14 protein-coding genes are annotated in these 15,555 nt (G+C 63.3%); 10 read left to right on the top strand and 4 right to left on the bottom strand.

Annotation, left to right across the window (positions count from 1 at the left end; all coding sequences use genetic code 11):
* Positions 1 to 423: 423 nt before the first annotated feature.
* Together E2L06_RS06780 and E2L06_RS06775 are read right to left on the bottom strand one after the other, a co-directional pair.
* A complete protein-coding gene (locus tag E2L06_RS06780; RefSeq protein ID WP_138779857.1) occupies positions 424 to 1,173 on the bottom strand; it encodes a choice-of-anchor W domain-containing protein in 750 nt (249 codons plus the stop codon).
* The gene (locus tag E2L06_RS06775; RefSeq protein ID WP_138779855.1) at positions 1,170 to 2,702 is read right to left on the bottom strand and encodes a hypothetical protein; all 1,533 of its coding nucleotides are present in this window, start codon (positions 2,700 to 2,702) and stop codon (positions 1,170 to 1,172) included. Before E2L06_RS06775 ends, E2L06_RS06780 begins: the two co-directional genes overlap by 4 nt.
* Positions 2,703 to 3,115: 413 nt before the next feature.
* Here E2L06_RS06775 and E2L06_RS06770 point away from each other — a divergent pair, with 413 nt between their 5' ends.
* The 7 genes from E2L06_RS06770 (at position 3,116) to E2L06_RS06740 (ending at position 10,758) form a co-directional block, all read left to right on the top strand.
* A complete protein-coding gene (locus tag E2L06_RS06770) occupies positions 3,116 to 4,573 on the top strand; it encodes an extracellular solute-binding protein (protein ID WP_138779853.1) in 1,458 nt (485 codons plus the stop codon).
* Complete coding sequence (locus tag E2L06_RS06765) at positions 4,574 to 5,653, top strand: carbohydrate ABC transporter permease (RefSeq protein WP_138779851.1); 1,080 nt, start codon at positions 4,574 to 4,576, stop codon at positions 5,651 to 5,653. It abuts the gene before it with no gap.
* Positions 5,653 to 6,711 carry a carbohydrate ABC transporter permease gene (locus tag E2L06_RS06760; protein WP_138779850.1) on the top strand — a complete coding sequence of 353 codons (1,059 nt, stop codon included), beginning with the start codon at positions 5,653 to 5,655 and terminating at the stop codon, positions 6,709 to 6,711. Before E2L06_RS06765 ends, E2L06_RS06760 begins: the two co-directional genes overlap by 1 nt.
* A gap of 4 nt (positions 6,712 to 6,715) precedes the next feature.
* On the top strand, positions 6,716 to 7,900 hold the full coding sequence (locus E2L06_RS06755; RefSeq protein WP_138779849.1) for an ABC transporter ATP-binding protein: 1,185 nt from the start codon (positions 6,716 to 6,718) through the stop codon (positions 7,898 to 7,900).
* A 264-nt stretch (positions 7,901 to 8,164) separates the two neighbouring features.
* Entirely contained in the window at positions 8,165 to 9,232 is a 1,068-nt protein-coding gene (locus E2L06_RS06750) for a Gfo/Idh/MocA family protein (RefSeq protein WP_138779847.1), read from the top strand.
* 127 nt (positions 9,233 to 9,359) lie between these two features.
* Positions 9,360 to 9,605 carry a hypothetical protein gene (locus tag E2L06_RS06745; protein WP_138779845.1) on the top strand — a complete coding sequence of 82 codons (246 nt, stop codon included), beginning with the start codon at positions 9,360 to 9,362 and terminating at the stop codon, positions 9,603 to 9,605.
* A 184-nt stretch (positions 9,606 to 9,789) separates the two neighbouring features.
* On the top strand, positions 9,790 to 10,758 hold the full coding sequence (locus tag E2L06_RS06740) for a sugar phosphate isomerase/epimerase (protein WP_138779843.1): 969 nt from the start codon (positions 9,790 to 9,792) through the stop codon (positions 10,756 to 10,758).
* Positions 10,759 to 10,770: 12 nt separating this feature from the next.
* Here the strand turns inward: E2L06_RS06740 and E2L06_RS06735 are convergent, their stop codons facing one another.
* Both E2L06_RS06735 and E2L06_RS06730 read right to left on the bottom strand, forming a co-directional pair.
* Positions 10,771 to 11,076, bottom strand: a complete 306-nt coding sequence (locus E2L06_RS06735; protein ID WP_138779840.1) for a HalOD1 output domain-containing protein — start codon at positions 11,074 to 11,076, stop codon at positions 10,771 to 10,773.
* Between the two features lie 115 nt (positions 11,077 to 11,191).
* The gene (locus tag E2L06_RS06730) at positions 11,192 to 12,589 is read right to left on the bottom strand and encodes a deoxyribodipyrimidine photo-lyase (protein WP_138779839.1); all 1,398 of its coding nucleotides are present in this window, start codon (positions 12,587 to 12,589) and stop codon (positions 11,192 to 11,194) included.
* Positions 12,590 to 12,869: 280 nt separating this feature from the next.
* On the opposite strand from E2L06_RS06730, the gene E2L06_RS06725 reads away from it, so the two are divergent.
* From E2L06_RS06725 to E2L06_RS06715, 3 genes are all read left to right on the top strand, one after another.
* Positions 12,870 to 14,033, top strand: coding sequence for a tubulin/FtsZ family protein (locus E2L06_RS06725; protein ID WP_138779837.1), 1,164 nt, complete (start codon positions 12,870 to 12,872; stop codon positions 14,031 to 14,033).
* Positions 14,034 to 14,236: 203 nt separating this feature from the next.
* On the top strand, positions 14,237 to 15,220 hold the full coding sequence (locus E2L06_RS06720; RefSeq protein ID WP_138779835.1) for an MBL fold metallo-hydrolase: 984 nt from the start codon (positions 14,237 to 14,239) through the stop codon (positions 15,218 to 15,220).
* Between the two features lie 123 nt (positions 15,221 to 15,343).
* Positions 15,344 to 15,529 carry a hypothetical protein gene (locus tag E2L06_RS06715; protein WP_138779833.1) on the top strand — a complete coding sequence of 62 codons (186 nt, stop codon included), beginning with the start codon at positions 15,344 to 15,346 and terminating at the stop codon, positions 15,527 to 15,529.
* The last annotated feature ends 26 nt before the right edge of the window (positions 15,530 to 15,555 follow it).

Raw genomic sequence — 15,555 nt, 5'->3', positions numbered from 1 at the left:
CCGATACTTCGTGCAGAAAAGTAGGAGTATTGGTTCAACTGATCACATGACAGGGGATGCTTCGTCGATACAGGCGGCTCGAGTAGCCAGGCCTACCACTGACAGGTTATGACTGGGAACTGATCACTTCACGAACGACACAAAAGAAGACAGTAATCTTCAGAGGGTAAACTCACCAGCGGTTATGATGCTGTTCTTGCTCTCTGCCGTGCCGTTGAGAAGCGCCATCATACCGGTGCCGCCGACTGCGGCGCCCGCGCTGATGCCGCCGAGGCCGGCGAGAATCTTGCGTCACGCGAGTCGAAAGGTGTCGTCAGCCATCGTCGTTCGCCCTCATTGGGAGAGGGCCCACCGGCAGAGTCAAACCGCAGCGGGTCGGGTGGCCGGCACCGGCGTGGTCCGGGTCTGATTCGGGACGGTCGGTTACTCGAAGACGACGTCGAACGCGACGCCTTCGTTGCTGCCGGAATAGTCGCCCTGGAGGGTCACGGTCGCCTCACCGCTGAGTTGGAAGGACGTCGAACCGTCGAGGTCCGTGTTCACCAGGAGGTGTTGGATCTCCCGACCGCTACCGTCGTTCGATGCCGTGACACTCGTCGGGCCGTCCAACGAGACCGGGCTTCCGCCAATGGAAAGGCTATCGATAGACGCCTCGACAGTCGCCTCGTCGGCTTTCCCCTGGATCGCCATGCGGCCGTCCGGTTGCGGGTCATCGAGGGTGTCGCTGAGGTCGGTCCCATCGAACGTGAACGAGAGTTCATCGCTGCTCTCGTCGTAGGAGACCGACCAGTCGACGGTTTCCCCACTTGTCCACACGTAGTTCGCCGACTCGAATTCACCAGCGGTGCCAGGTTCGTCACCGACAGCCAGCTCCCAGGCACCGGAGGAACTGTTGTCCCCGTACCGGGCGCGGGCACCGCCGCTGATTGTTCCATCCCCGTTGAACTCGCGTTCGATCTTCGCGAAGCCGTCGCCGATTTCGGTCGTCGTTTTCTCGAAGTCGTCACACCGCTTCGCTTTGAAGTCGAAGTTGGCTTCGAACTTCCCTTTGCCCTTGAACTTCACGTGCTTGGGGATCCACCACTCGAAGCCGATGTATCCCGTATTCGAGTAATCGATACACCAGTCATCCTCGTCGTGAGGCCCACAGGCGCCGAACATGACGCCGGTCATTGGACAGCGGCCACGACCGTGCTTGCCGTGTTTGCCGTGCTTGCCGTGTTTGCCGTCCTTGCCGTCCTTGCCGTGCTTACCGTGCTTGCCGTGGTCTTTGAACGCGGCGCCATCGCAACGCCTTCTCGAGCGCGGTCGTAGACGTTCAGCTTCGTCCTCTCGCCGCCAGCGACTTCGATCCGGCAGAGCGGCAGGTTGCTCTCCCATCTGAACCCGACGGGTTTCCCCTTCTTGTTCTTGAGTATCTTCTTGATGGTGACACAGAGTTCGGGGAGAAGACCATCCGGCCCGTCGCCGACGCCATCGATAACCAGCTTGGTGCCCTCGCCGAGGTTCTCGATATCGTGGACTTTCGGCTTTTTGACGTAGTCCTTGATATTGTCGTCTGTGATCCAGATGGGATCGCAGTTGGAGTCCCGCGGGTACGCATAGTAGTGGATGCCATCCTCGTCGAACGGCGACGCGACGTACGGATCGCCCGAGATGTGCACGCCCTTTTTCAACTTTCGGAGCACTCGCTTGAGCGACCCTTGGACGATTACGGGCTCGTATTTCTGATACTTGTTGTCGCCACGGTTATTGTATCCGTTGCCGCCGTTACCGTTCTCCGCACAGCAGACGTCGATATTGCTGATACCCTGTCCCGTGGGCGTCGAGAAGGTGGCACCATCGAGGATGACCGGTACGTCGAATACGTAGACGTTCTCGCCCTGATTACCACCTTTCACGCTGACGATCTGGACGGGACCGCTCGACGAGAGTGTGACCGTCCCACTTGTTCGACTATCGACGGTGATCGTGACACATCCCTCCGCAGTATCGTTAGCCTCGAAGTTCCCTCCGAAGACCTCAGATCCGTCGATGTCACCGGACTCGAACCGCTCGAGCTCATCCTCGTAATCGTCGCAGTCGTAATTTCCAGTGCCACCGAACCGATCGTCGGTCTTCGTGACGATGATCTCGTCAATCTCGGGAGTATCGTCGTCGACCGTCCCCATGACGACGGGGAAAGTACCGTTGTTCCCGCCGTTGTTCGGCGGCTTCACCCCGCCGAACTCGTCGTACCAGACACGCGCCCGTGCGAGGTGTTTGAGTTTCTTGTTGACCTTGACTTTCCCCGGATGGTCACAGAGGTGATAGCTGAGCGTCACCTCGCCACGGTATCCCGGTTTGATGCCGTGGAAATTGATGAGCGGGTCGCCAGGATCGGTGTAGTCGTCGTCAGTGCGAAGACCGGAGCTGAGGGGATCCCCGATGTTGACGAGCCCATCTTCACCGCAGTAGTCTATATCCGAATCCTGAATCCGATTGTTATTTCCGTCAGGGAACGCCTCGAGATCCCACCACTTGCCTTTCTTGCCGAACGATTCCTGCCAGTCGACCGCGACCGGGACGTCGTACTCGTCGTGATTGTCGTGCTGTTCGCCTGCGGTAACGCCGTAAGCACCGAGCGCGAGTCCGACGCCGGATGCGCCCATGCCCGCGAGCACGTTTCGTCTCGCGATGTTTCGTTTAGTTTCTTCCGACATGCTTTCTCTGCGTGCCCGGGAATCCCCAGGGGATCACGCATGAGATAGTGTCCGGAGAGACCACCGTATATATACACGAGCAGATGGGGGCGAAAAGATCGTTTGGCGGTTGTATAGGGGCACCGATACGATGTCTATGGACTGCTTGTGCCGTATTTAGCGCATGACAAGCATGTGCCGAGAGTGAGAAAGGAGTGGCTATGGAGTTCCGAGATTCATCGATCGGTGTGCGAAAATCGTACTGCAGCCGATCGCAGCGACCGCGACCGACGATCCCTGCCACCTGACTGGACTGCCCGACAATACGGATCGCATACTATTCGAGTATACCAGCACACAATCGCGACTGTCCCACTTAGTTACATCGTGCAAGCCGAGCAATTATGATGTGATATCTCGTTCAATCACTTTGGATGGGACAGAATACCACAGGGCGAGACAATCGTCATCGGATGTCCCGTCGAGCGTTTGTAAAGGCCGCGTCAGTATCGACCGCGACCGGCGCCATAGCCGTTACCGGCTGCCTCGGTCGCGGTCGCCAACCGGGAACGGTGGTAATGACCGCCGCCTCGGACGTCGCGGGGATCATGCACAGCGATGGCGACGAGCCATCGATCCAGCAGGCGCTGTGGGACGCCGGCCTTGACGAGGATATCCGCGTCGAGATCCAGACCGTCGTCAGCGACTCCGCAGCACGGATGCAGACCACCCAGTCGGCGCTCGAGGCGGGCCGTGCCCCACCCGACATCCACATGATGGACAGCGGCTGGACGGTTCCGTTCATCCTGCGGAACCAGACGGTCAATCTGACCGAACAGCTCCCGGACGAGACGCTGCAGTACGTCAACGACAACTATCTCGAGGCGATCCTCGAGACGGCGCGCGACCCCCAGAGCGGCGATCTCCACGCCCTGCCGCTGTTTCCGGACCTCGGGTTTACCCTGTATCGACAGGATCTCATCGAGGACGCCGGCTACGATACTGGCGGGTGGGCGACGGACCCACCGCGCTGGGAGGAGTTTTCGGCTGCGGTCCGCGACGCGAGGGATCAGGCCGGCCTCGATTACGGGTTCACGACGCAGGCAGCCGCCTACGAGGGACTGTCCTGTTGTACGTTCAACGAGGTGATGACGTCGTGGGGCGGGGCGTACTACGGCGGGGCAGACAACCTGTTTACTGCCGGTGATCGGACGATCACCGTCAACGATCAGCGGGTCATCGACTCGATCCGGATGATGCGCTCGTTCATCGAGGGGGAAGAGGCGAACACCCTCGATGGGTACCCCCAGATTTGCCCGTCGGCGGTCGTCCAGTGGACGGAACAGCAGTCACTCAACCCGTTCGCCGCCGGCGAGGCGGTCTCGAACCGCAACTGGTCGTACGCGATCGCGGAGACAGGTACGGAGGACGGGTTTGGCGAAAACCTCGGGGTGATGACGAGACCGTACGCGGTCTCCCAACAGGAGGCCCAGTATTCGGACGTCGGCGGCACCGCCGCGGCACTTGGCGGCTGGAACCTCGCAGTGAGCCCGTTTTCGAACCGCGAAGAGGAGGCGCTGCAGGTTCTCGAGGCCTTCGCCAACCAGGAAGTCATGCTCAGCGTCTTCCGACTTGGCGGGTTCCTGCCGCCGAACCTCGACCTGGTCGCGGAAGCCGATGCGAGCGACGTCGGTCCCGTCGCTCGCTACGCCGACGTGGTCACGTCGGCCAGCGAGAACGCGATCCCACGACCCGCAACTGACCTCTGGCCGGAACAGTCGGCGCTGATCTATCAGGCGGTCAACGCGGCCTACCGCGGCGCGCAAGCGCCCGAGGCGGCGATGAACGACCTCGCGAACGAACTCGAGCAGAGCGAAGCGGAGGTGTCATGAATGGTAACTGAAACCGACGATGGGACGGTGGCCGACACCGAGCCCGTGACTGACGGCGGAACGGTGACCGGCGGCGAGACAGGACCGAGCCACGAACACGAGCGGACCGGGAACGCCGCCGTCAACTGGATGGAGAACCTGAGCGAAGCGGCCTACGCGTACCTGCTGTTGTTGCCGGCTTTCGCGTTGCTGACGCTGATCGCGTTCTATCCGATGATCCGGACGTTCGTCATGTCGCTGCGCGCCAACCAGACGCGGGGGTTGGACCCGCTCGGTGGCTTCGTCGGCATCGAGAACTACGTCGATATCCTCGCCGGGAACGCACGGCTGGCACGACAGTTTCTCGACGTCGGGCTGACGTCGTCGTTTCCCTTCGTCGAACTCGGCACGCCGTTCTTCCAGCAGGCGCTGTTCGTCACGCTCGCCTTTGCGGTCATCAGCGTCGTCGTCGAGACGGTGATCGGGTTCGGGCAGGCCTACGTGCTCGATCAGGAGTTCACGGGGCGGCGCTGGGTTCGCGTGGCGATCATCCTCCCGTGGGCGGTGCCGATCGTCATCCAGGGGATGATCTTCTTCCTGCTGTTCCAGCCGACGGTCGGGTTCGGCTCCGACCTCATGCAGAGTCTCGGCCTCTTCAGCGGGACGCCGCTGGCCAACAGTCAGGACGCGTTCATCATCATCCTCGTGGCCGACATCTGGAAGTCGTCGGCGTTCATGGCCCTGCTGATCCTCGCGGGACTCCAGAGCGTCGACCGGAGCCTGTACGACGTCGCCCGCGTCGCCGGGGCCTCGCCGTGGCAGCGGTTCAAACTGATCACGCTCCCGCTCGTGATGCCGGCCCTGCTGGTCGCAATGTTGTTCCGAACGATGGACGCGATGCGGGTGTACGGCCTGATCGAGTCGACTGCCGGCTGTACGACCGTGCCGTCGCTGAGCTGTCTCGTCGTCGAAGCGATGTTCGGCGGCACGCGGATCTACGCGACGGCCGCCGCCGTGGCCTTTGCGACGGCGTTGGTCATCGGCCTGATCATCGGCGTGTATGTGCTGCTCTTCCGCGACACCGACGGAGGGATGTACTGATGACTGATCCAACCGATTCCACTGATCCGACGACCACCACCGACTCGAGCGACACCAGCGGTATCGACGATGGCAGCGACGGCCAGCCACGTGATCCGACACTCCGCCGTCCCGACGGCGGCGCGGTCCTCGAGGACGACCGTGATGCGGACCTCGACCGCGGCCCGTTCCAGCAGTGGGTGTCCGACTCCATCTCACACCCCGAGCGGGTCTACCGGGCGATGTTCTACGTCGCAGCGATCTTCTTCCTGTTTACCACGCTGTTTCCCTTCTACTGGCTGCTCATGGTCGCACTGACGCCGGAGGGACAGCTTCAGGACATCGTCTTCACGCCCAACGGCTTCAATCCCGGCGCGTTCGTCGAAGTCTTCCAGGTCATCCCCTTCCACATCTACATGTTCAATAGCTTCGTGATCGCGCTGGCCTCGACGATCGTCGTCCTCGTCATCGCCAGCCTCGCGGGGTATGCCTTCGGCCGTCTCGAGTTCCCCGGCCGAACGCCGCTGATGCTGCTGGTGTTGGTCATCTCGTTTTTCCCGCCGGCAGCCTTCTTCATCCCGCTGAACGACCTCTTTAACACCTCGTTCGCCATCCTCAGACCGATCACTGGCGACGGGACCCTCTACAACACGCCCTTCGCGCTCGTGACGCCGCTGTCGGCGATCTTCATGCCGCTGGCGATCTTCATCCTCACGACGTTCTACTCGCAGATCCCGGACGGACTCGAGGACGCAGCCCGCGTCGAGGGGACGACCCGACTCGGCGCGCTCTTCCGGGTTATCATCCCGCTGTCGGCACCCGGCGTTGCGACTGCCGGCGTGTTGACGTTCATCGCCGTCTACAACGAGTTCTTCTTCTCGTTCCTGATGACCGACGGCCAGCCCGAAAACTGGGCACCGATCCTCGACGGCATCCTCGCTTATCAGGGACAGTATCAGGTGTTGTACAACCTCATGGCCGCAGCGAGCATCCTCGGGGTGATCCCCGTCGCGATTCTCGTGGTCATCGCACAGGAAAAGATCGTCAGCGGGCTCACCGCGGGCGCACTCAAGGAGTAACCCAATGGCACGAGTACGACTCGAACACATCACGAAACGCTACGACGACGTCACCGCGGTCGACGACGTCAGTATGGAGATCGAAGACGGCGAGTTTGTCACATTCGTCGGCCCCTCGGGCTGTGGGAAGTCGACGACGATGGAGTCCGTCGCCGGACTGACCCAGCCGACCGAAGGCAAGGTGTACATCGGCGACGACGATGTCACGACTCTCGCACCCAAGGATCGAGGCGTCGCGATGGTGTTCCAGAACATCGCGCTGTTTCCCCACATGGACGTCTTCGAGAACATCTCGTTCGGACTGCGGCTCCGGACGTACGAAGACGAGGAGATCCGCCGTCGCGTCGAGCAGGCCGCCGACATCGTGCAACTCGAGGGGATGTTAGATCGGATGCCCGACGAACTGTCCGGTGGCCAGCGCCAGCGGGTGGCGATCGCCCGCGCGATCGTGCGCAACCCCGATGTCTTCCTGATGGACGAGCCGCTTGCGAATCTGGACGCGAAACTGCGCGTCCACATGCGAACTGAACTCCAGCGGCTCCACCGGGAGCTGGGGACGACGATCATCTACGTCACCCACGACCAGGCCGAGGCGATGACGATGTCGAACCGGATCGCCGTTCTCAACGAGGGGCGACTCCAGCAACTCGCTCCGCCGCTGACCTGCTACAACGAGCCCGCAAATCGGTTCGTCGCTGGCTTCATCGGCTCACCCTCGATGAACTTCGCCGAGGGCGAACTCGTCGACGGCGGCCTCGAGACGACCAACTTCACCGTCGATCTGGACGCCGCACGGCTGCCAGGAGTATCGATCGGCGACGCCGTCACGCTGGGGATCCGGCCGGAAGACGTTCATCTGACGGAGTATGCGGACTCGCTTGCCGCGTCGACCGATCCGATCGACGCCAAGACCGACGTGCTCGAGCCCATGGGCGACGAGGTGTTCGTCTACCTGCTGCTGGCCGAGGATGTAGCAGGGTCCATGGAGGAAGACCCCGCCACGTCACCGAACCAGTTGCTGATGAGCGTCACCCCCGACACGGAGATCGAAGCGGATCAAGACGTCGACGTCGTGTTAGATCGCTCGAAGATCCACCTCTTCGATGCAGCCACCGGTGAGGCACTGGTCCACGGCATTACCGGTCTCGAGGGACCAGAGTCAGGCACGGCGCCGACAGAAGCCGAATAGCGACTGGTCCTGTAGATCACGACCGTAGCCGAGTGCGTCGCCCGTCGCCACCGGTGACGAGCGGTCGCACGCGCTCGAGGACTGTGTGATTCCGTTCATCTGGCAGGATGGCGACTAACTCGCATGACAGTTGGACGGGCCGATCTTCGGCTCATGCTGTTTGGCGATGGAGGGAAGTCGCTCGAGCCGAATGGTTTGGTATAGCGGGGAAGGGTGTATCAGTCTGAAACGAACCGACCGACGACAGCATAAAATGAGTTCGAAATGACACGAAAGCGATCCGATATCAAAGCCGGAATCGTCGGGCTCGGCAACATCGGCCAGTATCACGCAGAACGACTCGTCGAGCACGGCGTGACACTCGTCGGTGGCATGGACGTCGCCACCGAGGCTCGGACGCGCTTCGCTCGCCGGTACGACGTCGATGTCTACGACGATCACCACGAGTTGTACGATACCGTCAACGCCGTCATCATCACGACACCGAACAAGTACCACGAAGAATACGCGATCGATGCCTTCGAACGCGACATTCACGTGTTACTCGAGAAGCCACTGGGTCACTCCCTCGAGAGTGCAGAGCGGATCGCCGAGGCGGCGGCGGACTCGGAGGGATACGCCATGGTGGGGTTTAACAACCGGTTTGCGAACGCAGTCCGGATCGTCAAAAACCGTATCGACCGGGGTGAACTCGGCGACGTATCGCACCTCGAGGCCAACTACGTCCGGCGACGTGGGATCCCGGGCCGGGGGACGTGGTTCACTCGCCGCCAGATCGCCGGCGGGGGCGCGCTCATCGATCTGGGTGTTCACGCCATCGATCTGGCGTTGTATCTGCTCGGGTACCCCGAGGTCGAGGAGGTAAGCGGCGTTGCCCGCAGCGAGTTCGGCTCCCGCGAGGAGTACGCCTATCTCGACATGTGGGCCGACGACGCAGGCCCCGAGGGGTTTGATGTCGACGACTCCGCCAGCGCCTTCATTCGGTGTGCGGGCAACCGAACGATCTCGCTCGAGGTCGCGTGGGCGACTAACCGACCGGCCACCCACGAGTTCGTCGTCCGCGGCACCGACGCCGCTGCTCGATTCGACCTCCTCGAGGGTGATCTTTCGATCTACTCCGCGAGCAACGTCGGCCCGGATCACCTCGAGAATACGACCATCGAAACGCGCCAGAACGACACCCACTCGGACGAGCAGCAGGCCTTTTTCGACCGGATCATCACCGACGGGAAGCGTCAAAACACCGTCGAGGAAGCACTCGCAGTCCAGCGGATCATCCACGGAATCTACGACTCGAGCGAAACGGGCCGGACGGTCACGCTCGAGGACTGATAGCAGGGTGTGACAGCACCGGCGTCATCGCAGCCGTCCTCGGCCACGCCGGCGACTCGATACCAGAGAGCGGCTACCGAGCAGTATCGGGCACGATGTTTACGGTTCTGAGCCACCAAGGGGAGATATGGAAACACCGCCCGAACTGGAAGCTGCAGCCGGTGAGACGACGGATATCACGATCACCAACCGCGAATACGAGGACGAGAGCGTCATCGCCGTCGATTTCGGTCCCACCGGTGAGACGCCGGCGGTGGACATCGTCGACGACACGGCGATCGTCGTCGTCGGTGACGAGCAGTTCGAGTTCGCCGTCCCCGAGGACGCCAGCGACGTGACCGTCAACGACGGGATTCTGACGATCAGCGGCTAATACGGGCTGCTGTCACTGGGTACCGACACCTACAGAGCGGAGGTGCGCCGGCACCCACTGACAGCCGTCCGTATGACGCCGTCACGACCGACACCGCGAGCGGGGACGGTCCTCATCCTCCGCCACCCGCAACCGAGTGCCTGCCAGCCGTCGTTTTATCTCGCCGGGTGTGGTCGCTGCCCCCATGGAGCTCGGCGTTCACACTCCGCCGCTGGCCGACGAATCGCTCGAGGAAGCGCTGCCGTATCTCGACGACCTCGGCGTCGGCGCGATCGAGCCCGGCGTCGGCGGCCACCCGGGGCAAGCACACCTCACCCGATCGGCGTATCTCGACGACGAGAGCGAACAGGCCGAACTCAACGAGCTGCTTGCGGAGTACGACATGCGGATTAGCGCGCTCGCGACGCACAACAACCCCTTGCACCCCGACGACGAGCGCGCCGAACACGCCGACACCGAACTCCGCGAGGCGATCCGACTGGCCGCTCAACTCGAGGTCGATGCCGTCACCTGCTTCTCGGGGCTTCCGGCGGGCAGTCCGACCGACGAGACGCCCAACTGGATCACCGCACCCTGGCCGCCACAACACGCCGACGCGCTCGAGTACCAGTGGGAACAGGCGACCGAGTACTGGGGCGAGATTGCCGATTTCGCCGCCGACCACGAGGTCGACGTGGCGATCGAGATGCACCCAAATATGCTAGTCTATGAACCGCACGGGCTGGCACGGCTGCGCGAGGCAACCGGCGATCGGATCGGCGCGAACTTCGATCCCTCACACCTCTACTGGCAAGGAATCACGATCACTGACGCGATCCGGTATCTGGGCGAGCGCGACGCGATCCACCACGTCCACGCCAAGGACACGCAGATCTACGACGCACGGGCCCGCGAAAAGGGTGTGCTCGATACGACCCCATACGACGACGAACCCAATCGGTCGTGGCTGTTTCGCTCGGTGGGCTATGGCCATGGCGAAGCCCACTGGAAGGACATCGTCTCCACCTTGCGTATGGTCGGCTACGACGGTACGCTGAGCATCGAACACGAGGACTCCCTGACCAGTTCGCGGGAGGGCCTCGAGAAAGCGATCGATCTGCTCGGGCGGGCACTCTTCGAGACCCAACCCGGTGAGGCATACTGGGCGGAGTGAGTCGCCGAGTGGCTACCCCTCGACCGATCTGTCGAGCGAGTCGGTCGACGACCGCTCGTGAACTTCGACACCCTCGGCACGGACGACGACCTCGTAGCCTTCGTACGCGAAAGAAACCACTGTGTTACTGGCACCACCGACAGTGGTGGAGAACATATCGTCAAGCGCCTCGGGGTTGACGACCGTGAACAGCGGGTCGTATTCCGGGGGCTCGACGTCGGTAACGTCGATGCCCTCCGCGGCGGCGATGGCCTCGATGATCGCCTGCGACGGCGACCACCCCCCATCGGACACCGACGTTTCGTCCGGCGTAGACATACTAGCGCCGTAGAGGTACATATTGATAAGTATAGTGGCTAATTCAGCAGTTGAACGACTGATAGTAACATTCCCACCCGAATTCTGGGTGATGGCTGATCGAGCGGCGCGCCGATCACTCGCCGCGGGCCCGCTCGAACAGGTCGATCGCTCGCTCCCGGCGGTCGGCGTGGTCGACGATCGGTGCCGGATACGCGGGGGCGACCTGCTCTCGTTCAGCCGGCGCTAATTCGTGCCAGCCGTGGATTTCCGCTGCAGTCGCGTCGGCGAGTTCGGGGACGTACTCGCGGATGTACTCACCGTCGGGGTCGTACTCCCGGCCCTGTTTCATCGGATTGAACACCCGGAAGTACGGCTGGGCATCGGTGCCGGTCGAGCCCGCCCACTGCCAGCCGCCGACATCGTTTGCGGTGTCGTGGTCCGCGAGTTTCCGTCGGAACCAGTCGTAGCCTGCCCGCCAGTCGGTCAGCAGGTCCTTGGTCAGAAACGAGGCGACGAGCATCCGCACGCGATTGTGCATCCACCCCTCCGTGCGCAGCTGGCGCATCCCCGCGTCGACGATCGGATACCCCGTCTCGCCGGCTTGCCAGGCCTCGAGTTCGGCCGGGTCGTTCTCCCACTCGATCTCGTTCGTGTAGCCGCTGAAGTTCTCGGTGACAGTTTCGGGGTTGAACGCCAGCACGTGGGCGTAGAACTCCCGCCAGGCGAGTTGGCGCTGGAACGCACGGACACTCTCGCGGTCGTCGTCCGTCTGTGCCCGCTCGAGCGCTCGTTCCGTCGCCGCGTACAGTTCCCGCGGGCCGATCGTCCCCCATTTGAGATGGGGGGAAAGCCGCGAGGTTCCACTCTCGGCGGGGTAGTCACGTCGCGCCGCGTAGTCGTAGATCGGCCCCGCACAGAACGCCGCGACGCGCTCTCGAGCGGTCGCCGTCGTCACCGTCGGCGGCGTCGCCTCGGGGTCGTCGAACCCCAGATCCGCGAGCGACGGGATCGGGTCGCCCGAGACAGTAGCGAGGTCGCTCGGATCGGGCTCGTCGGCCGGGTCCCGTTTCTCGCGGTCGCGCCACTTCTTCCAGAAGTACGAAAACACCGAGTAGTGTGCGCCCTGATTCGGCGTGATCGACCCCGGTTCGTGGTGGATCGCGTCGTGGATCGACTCACACGTGACGTCCGCATCCTCGAGCGCTGCCCGAGTCGCCCGGTCGCGGTCCTGCGCGAGCCCGGTGTAATCCTCGTTCCAGACGACGCGCGTCGCGTCATACTCGGCTGCGACCTCGGGGACGACCGCACTCGCCTCGCCACGGACGACGAGCAGGTCGCTTCCGTGCTCGCGGTACCACGCCCGCAGGTCGTCGAGGGCCTCGAGCAGACACGCAACCCGGATCGGCGAGGCGTACTCGAGGACGGTCGGATCGAGGACGAACAGCGGGACGACCGGGCCGTCGTCCCCGGCATGTGCGAGCCCGCGATTGTCGCTCGGACGGAGATCCCGGCGGTGCCAGTGTACGATCACACGTGACCTGACGACTCGAGGGACGAAAACATCGCGTTTCCGGCGATCCGTGACCGACGGCAGGGCACCAGCGGTCCGCCATTTATCTTCGATCGATGAAAGTCGTAGTTAGAACAGTGTAATCAGTCCATGAACGTCTTTGCTCCATTCGTATGCCGGTCATAACAATGCCTGCGTCCCCGGACAGCCGTGGTGTGGAAACGGTTCCCATGACAGCGGGGCGCGCCGGTCCTCCCCGATCGGTCGCGGCCACTCCAGGGAACGGCCACGAGAGACAGCTATGAAACTCGCACTCATCGGCTTCGGTCAGGCAGGCGGGAAGGTCGTCGACGAGTTCCTGGCGTTCGACGCTCGGATCGACGGCGGCTTCGTCGAATCGGCGATCGCAGTCAACTCCGCGACGACGGACCTCAAAGGGCTCGAGCACGTCCCGACCGAGAACCGCGTCCTCATCGGGCAGGCTCGCGTCAAGGGTCATGGCGTCGGTGCGGACAACGAGCTCGGTGCGGCGATCGCCGAGGAAGACAGCGACGAGATTCAGGGCGCGATTGATCGGATTCCGATCCACGAGGTCGACGCGTTCCTCATCGTCGCCGGCATGGGCGGGGGCACCGGCAGCGGCGGCGCACCGGTCCTCGCGAGACAGCTGAAGCGAATCTACACCCAGCCGGTCTATGGGCTGGGCCTCCTTCCAGGAACGGACGAAGGCAGCATCTACACGCTCAACGCCGCCCGGTCGTTCCGGACGCTCGTCGACGAGGTCGACAACCTGTTGGTCTTCGACAACGACGCCTGGCGCAGCGCCGGCGAATCCGTCGGCAGCGGCTACGACCGCATCAACCGCGAAATCGCCGAGCGGTTCGGCCTCCTCTTTGCCGCCGGCGAGGTCCAGCAGGGCGACCACGTTGCGGAAAGCGTCGTCGACTCCTCGGAGATCATCAACACGCTCTCGAGCAGCGGCGTCTCCACGATCGGCTACGCGAGCGAGACCGTCGAGACGAACGACGGACTCCTTTCCTCGCTGACCAGCAGCGACGAGACGTTCGACGAGGGTGTAGCGACCAACCGACTGACCAGCCTCGTCCGGAAGGCCACCCTCGGCCGGCTGACGCTGCCCTGTGACGTCGCCAGTGCCGACCGCGGCCTCGTCGTCGCCACCGGACCACCGTCCTACTTGAACCGCAAAGGCGTCGAGCGTGGCCGCCAGTGGCTCGAGGACGAGACCGGCAGCATGGAGATCCGTGGTGGCGACTACCCCCTCGCCGAGCGCGACGAGGTCGGCGCGATCGTCCTGCTGTCTGGTGTGACCGACGTGCCACGGATCGACCAGCTCCAGCAGGTCGCGATCGAAGCACAGGAGACGACCGCGGACGTCCAGGCCAGCGCCGACGAGGACTTCGCGTCGCTGATGGACACCGGCGGCGAACTCGACGCGCTGTTTTAACAGACGAGCGATCCGGCTCAGCCTCGAGCGAGCCGTTCCGTCGTCGTGTTCGAGCGGGGCGACTAATACTGTCGGACAGCAGTCAATACGACGTCGGTCGCGGATTCGCGGCCGTCTCCACCGGTGACGGCCGCAGCAGAGCGACCGATCGTCACGTCGTTCTGTCCGGCAGTATAAGGAATCTCGAGACGGACACTCGCGTCATGGCTGCTGATTCCGTTTCGCGAATCGAGGTCGGCGGGGACGGCCCCGAAGGGGGCAACAGCGCGTATCTCGTCGCCGACCGCGCCGTCGTCGATCCTGGACCGCCGACCGAGCGGGCGTGGCAGGAGCTACAGGCGGGCCTCGAGCGCGCCGGCGTCGCTCCGGCCTCCCTCGAGTACGTCCTCGTCACCCACTGGCACGCCGATCACGCCGGGCTCGCGCCACGACTGGCCGAGACAGCCGACGCGACGCTCGCGATGGGTGCCGCGGACGCAGCACTGGTAGCCGACTACGCACGCGAACGCGAGCGCCGCCTCGAGCGTGACGCCGAGACGATACGACGCTGTGGCGTGCCGACCGCGGCAGTCGACAGCGTGATCGACGGCGACGCGGTCTCCCCGATGCCCGACGAGACGCCGGTCGAACGGCTCGCAGACGGAGATCGAGTTGCGGGACTCGAGGCCGTCGCGACGCCTGGCCACACGCTCGGTCATACGGCCTTCGCCAGCGACGACGTTCTGCTAGTCGGCGACGCCGTGTTGCCGACCGTCACGCCGAACGTCGGGGGCAGCGATACGCGGACGCTCCGAGGTAGCGGTCGCGAGTCAGGGGCAGCGTCCACGATCGAGGCAGGCGACCATGATCCGCTCGGAGCGTTTCGCAGCACGCTCGAGCGACTCGCCGACCGCCCCGAACGGCTGTTGCCCGGTCACGGCGCCGCGATCGAGCAGGGACGCATCGAGGAGCTTCTAAATCATCACCGGGAGCGGTCCCAGCGGGTGCTCGGGGCGCTCGAGAACGACGAGTCAACGGCGGCCGCGAAAACGCCGTGGGAGGTCGCCCGCGAGCTATTCGGCGATCTCGAGGGTATCCACGTTAAGTTCGGTGCCGGCGAAGCGGCGGCACACCTGCAGGCGCTCGAAAGAGGGGGGCTGGTCGAACGGGTCGCCGACGATCCGATCCGGTACGACGTCGTCCGTTGAGCGTCGATAGAACGGGGCCCTCGAGGACGTAGGAGCCGATTACTGTGTCAGATCGAGATCGAATCCCGTGTCAGTTCGGATAACGAGACAATAACGAATTGTGATATTCGCAACTGACCGGCTATGCAGGGTCAGAAAAACGATCCGAAGCGGCAGTCGACGATGCGGAAAGCGCTCGCGGCGGTTCTGTGCCGGCGTGACGATCGCACGATCATCGAGGAGTGTCGGCGGTGTGGAACGACACTCGAGTCGGCGTCGACGTGCCCGTCCTGTGGCAGCAACGATATCGTCGAGTATCGACTCTCGTGAGCCACACGTAGTCGACACAGGGAGAG

The sequence above is a fragment of the Haloterrigena sp. H1 genome, assembly GCF_005938085.1.
Taxonomy (GTDB): domain Archaea; phylum Halobacteriota; class Halobacteria; order Halobacteriales; family Natrialbaceae; genus Natrinema.
This window is presented reverse-complemented; position numbering and strand designations above follow the sequence as displayed.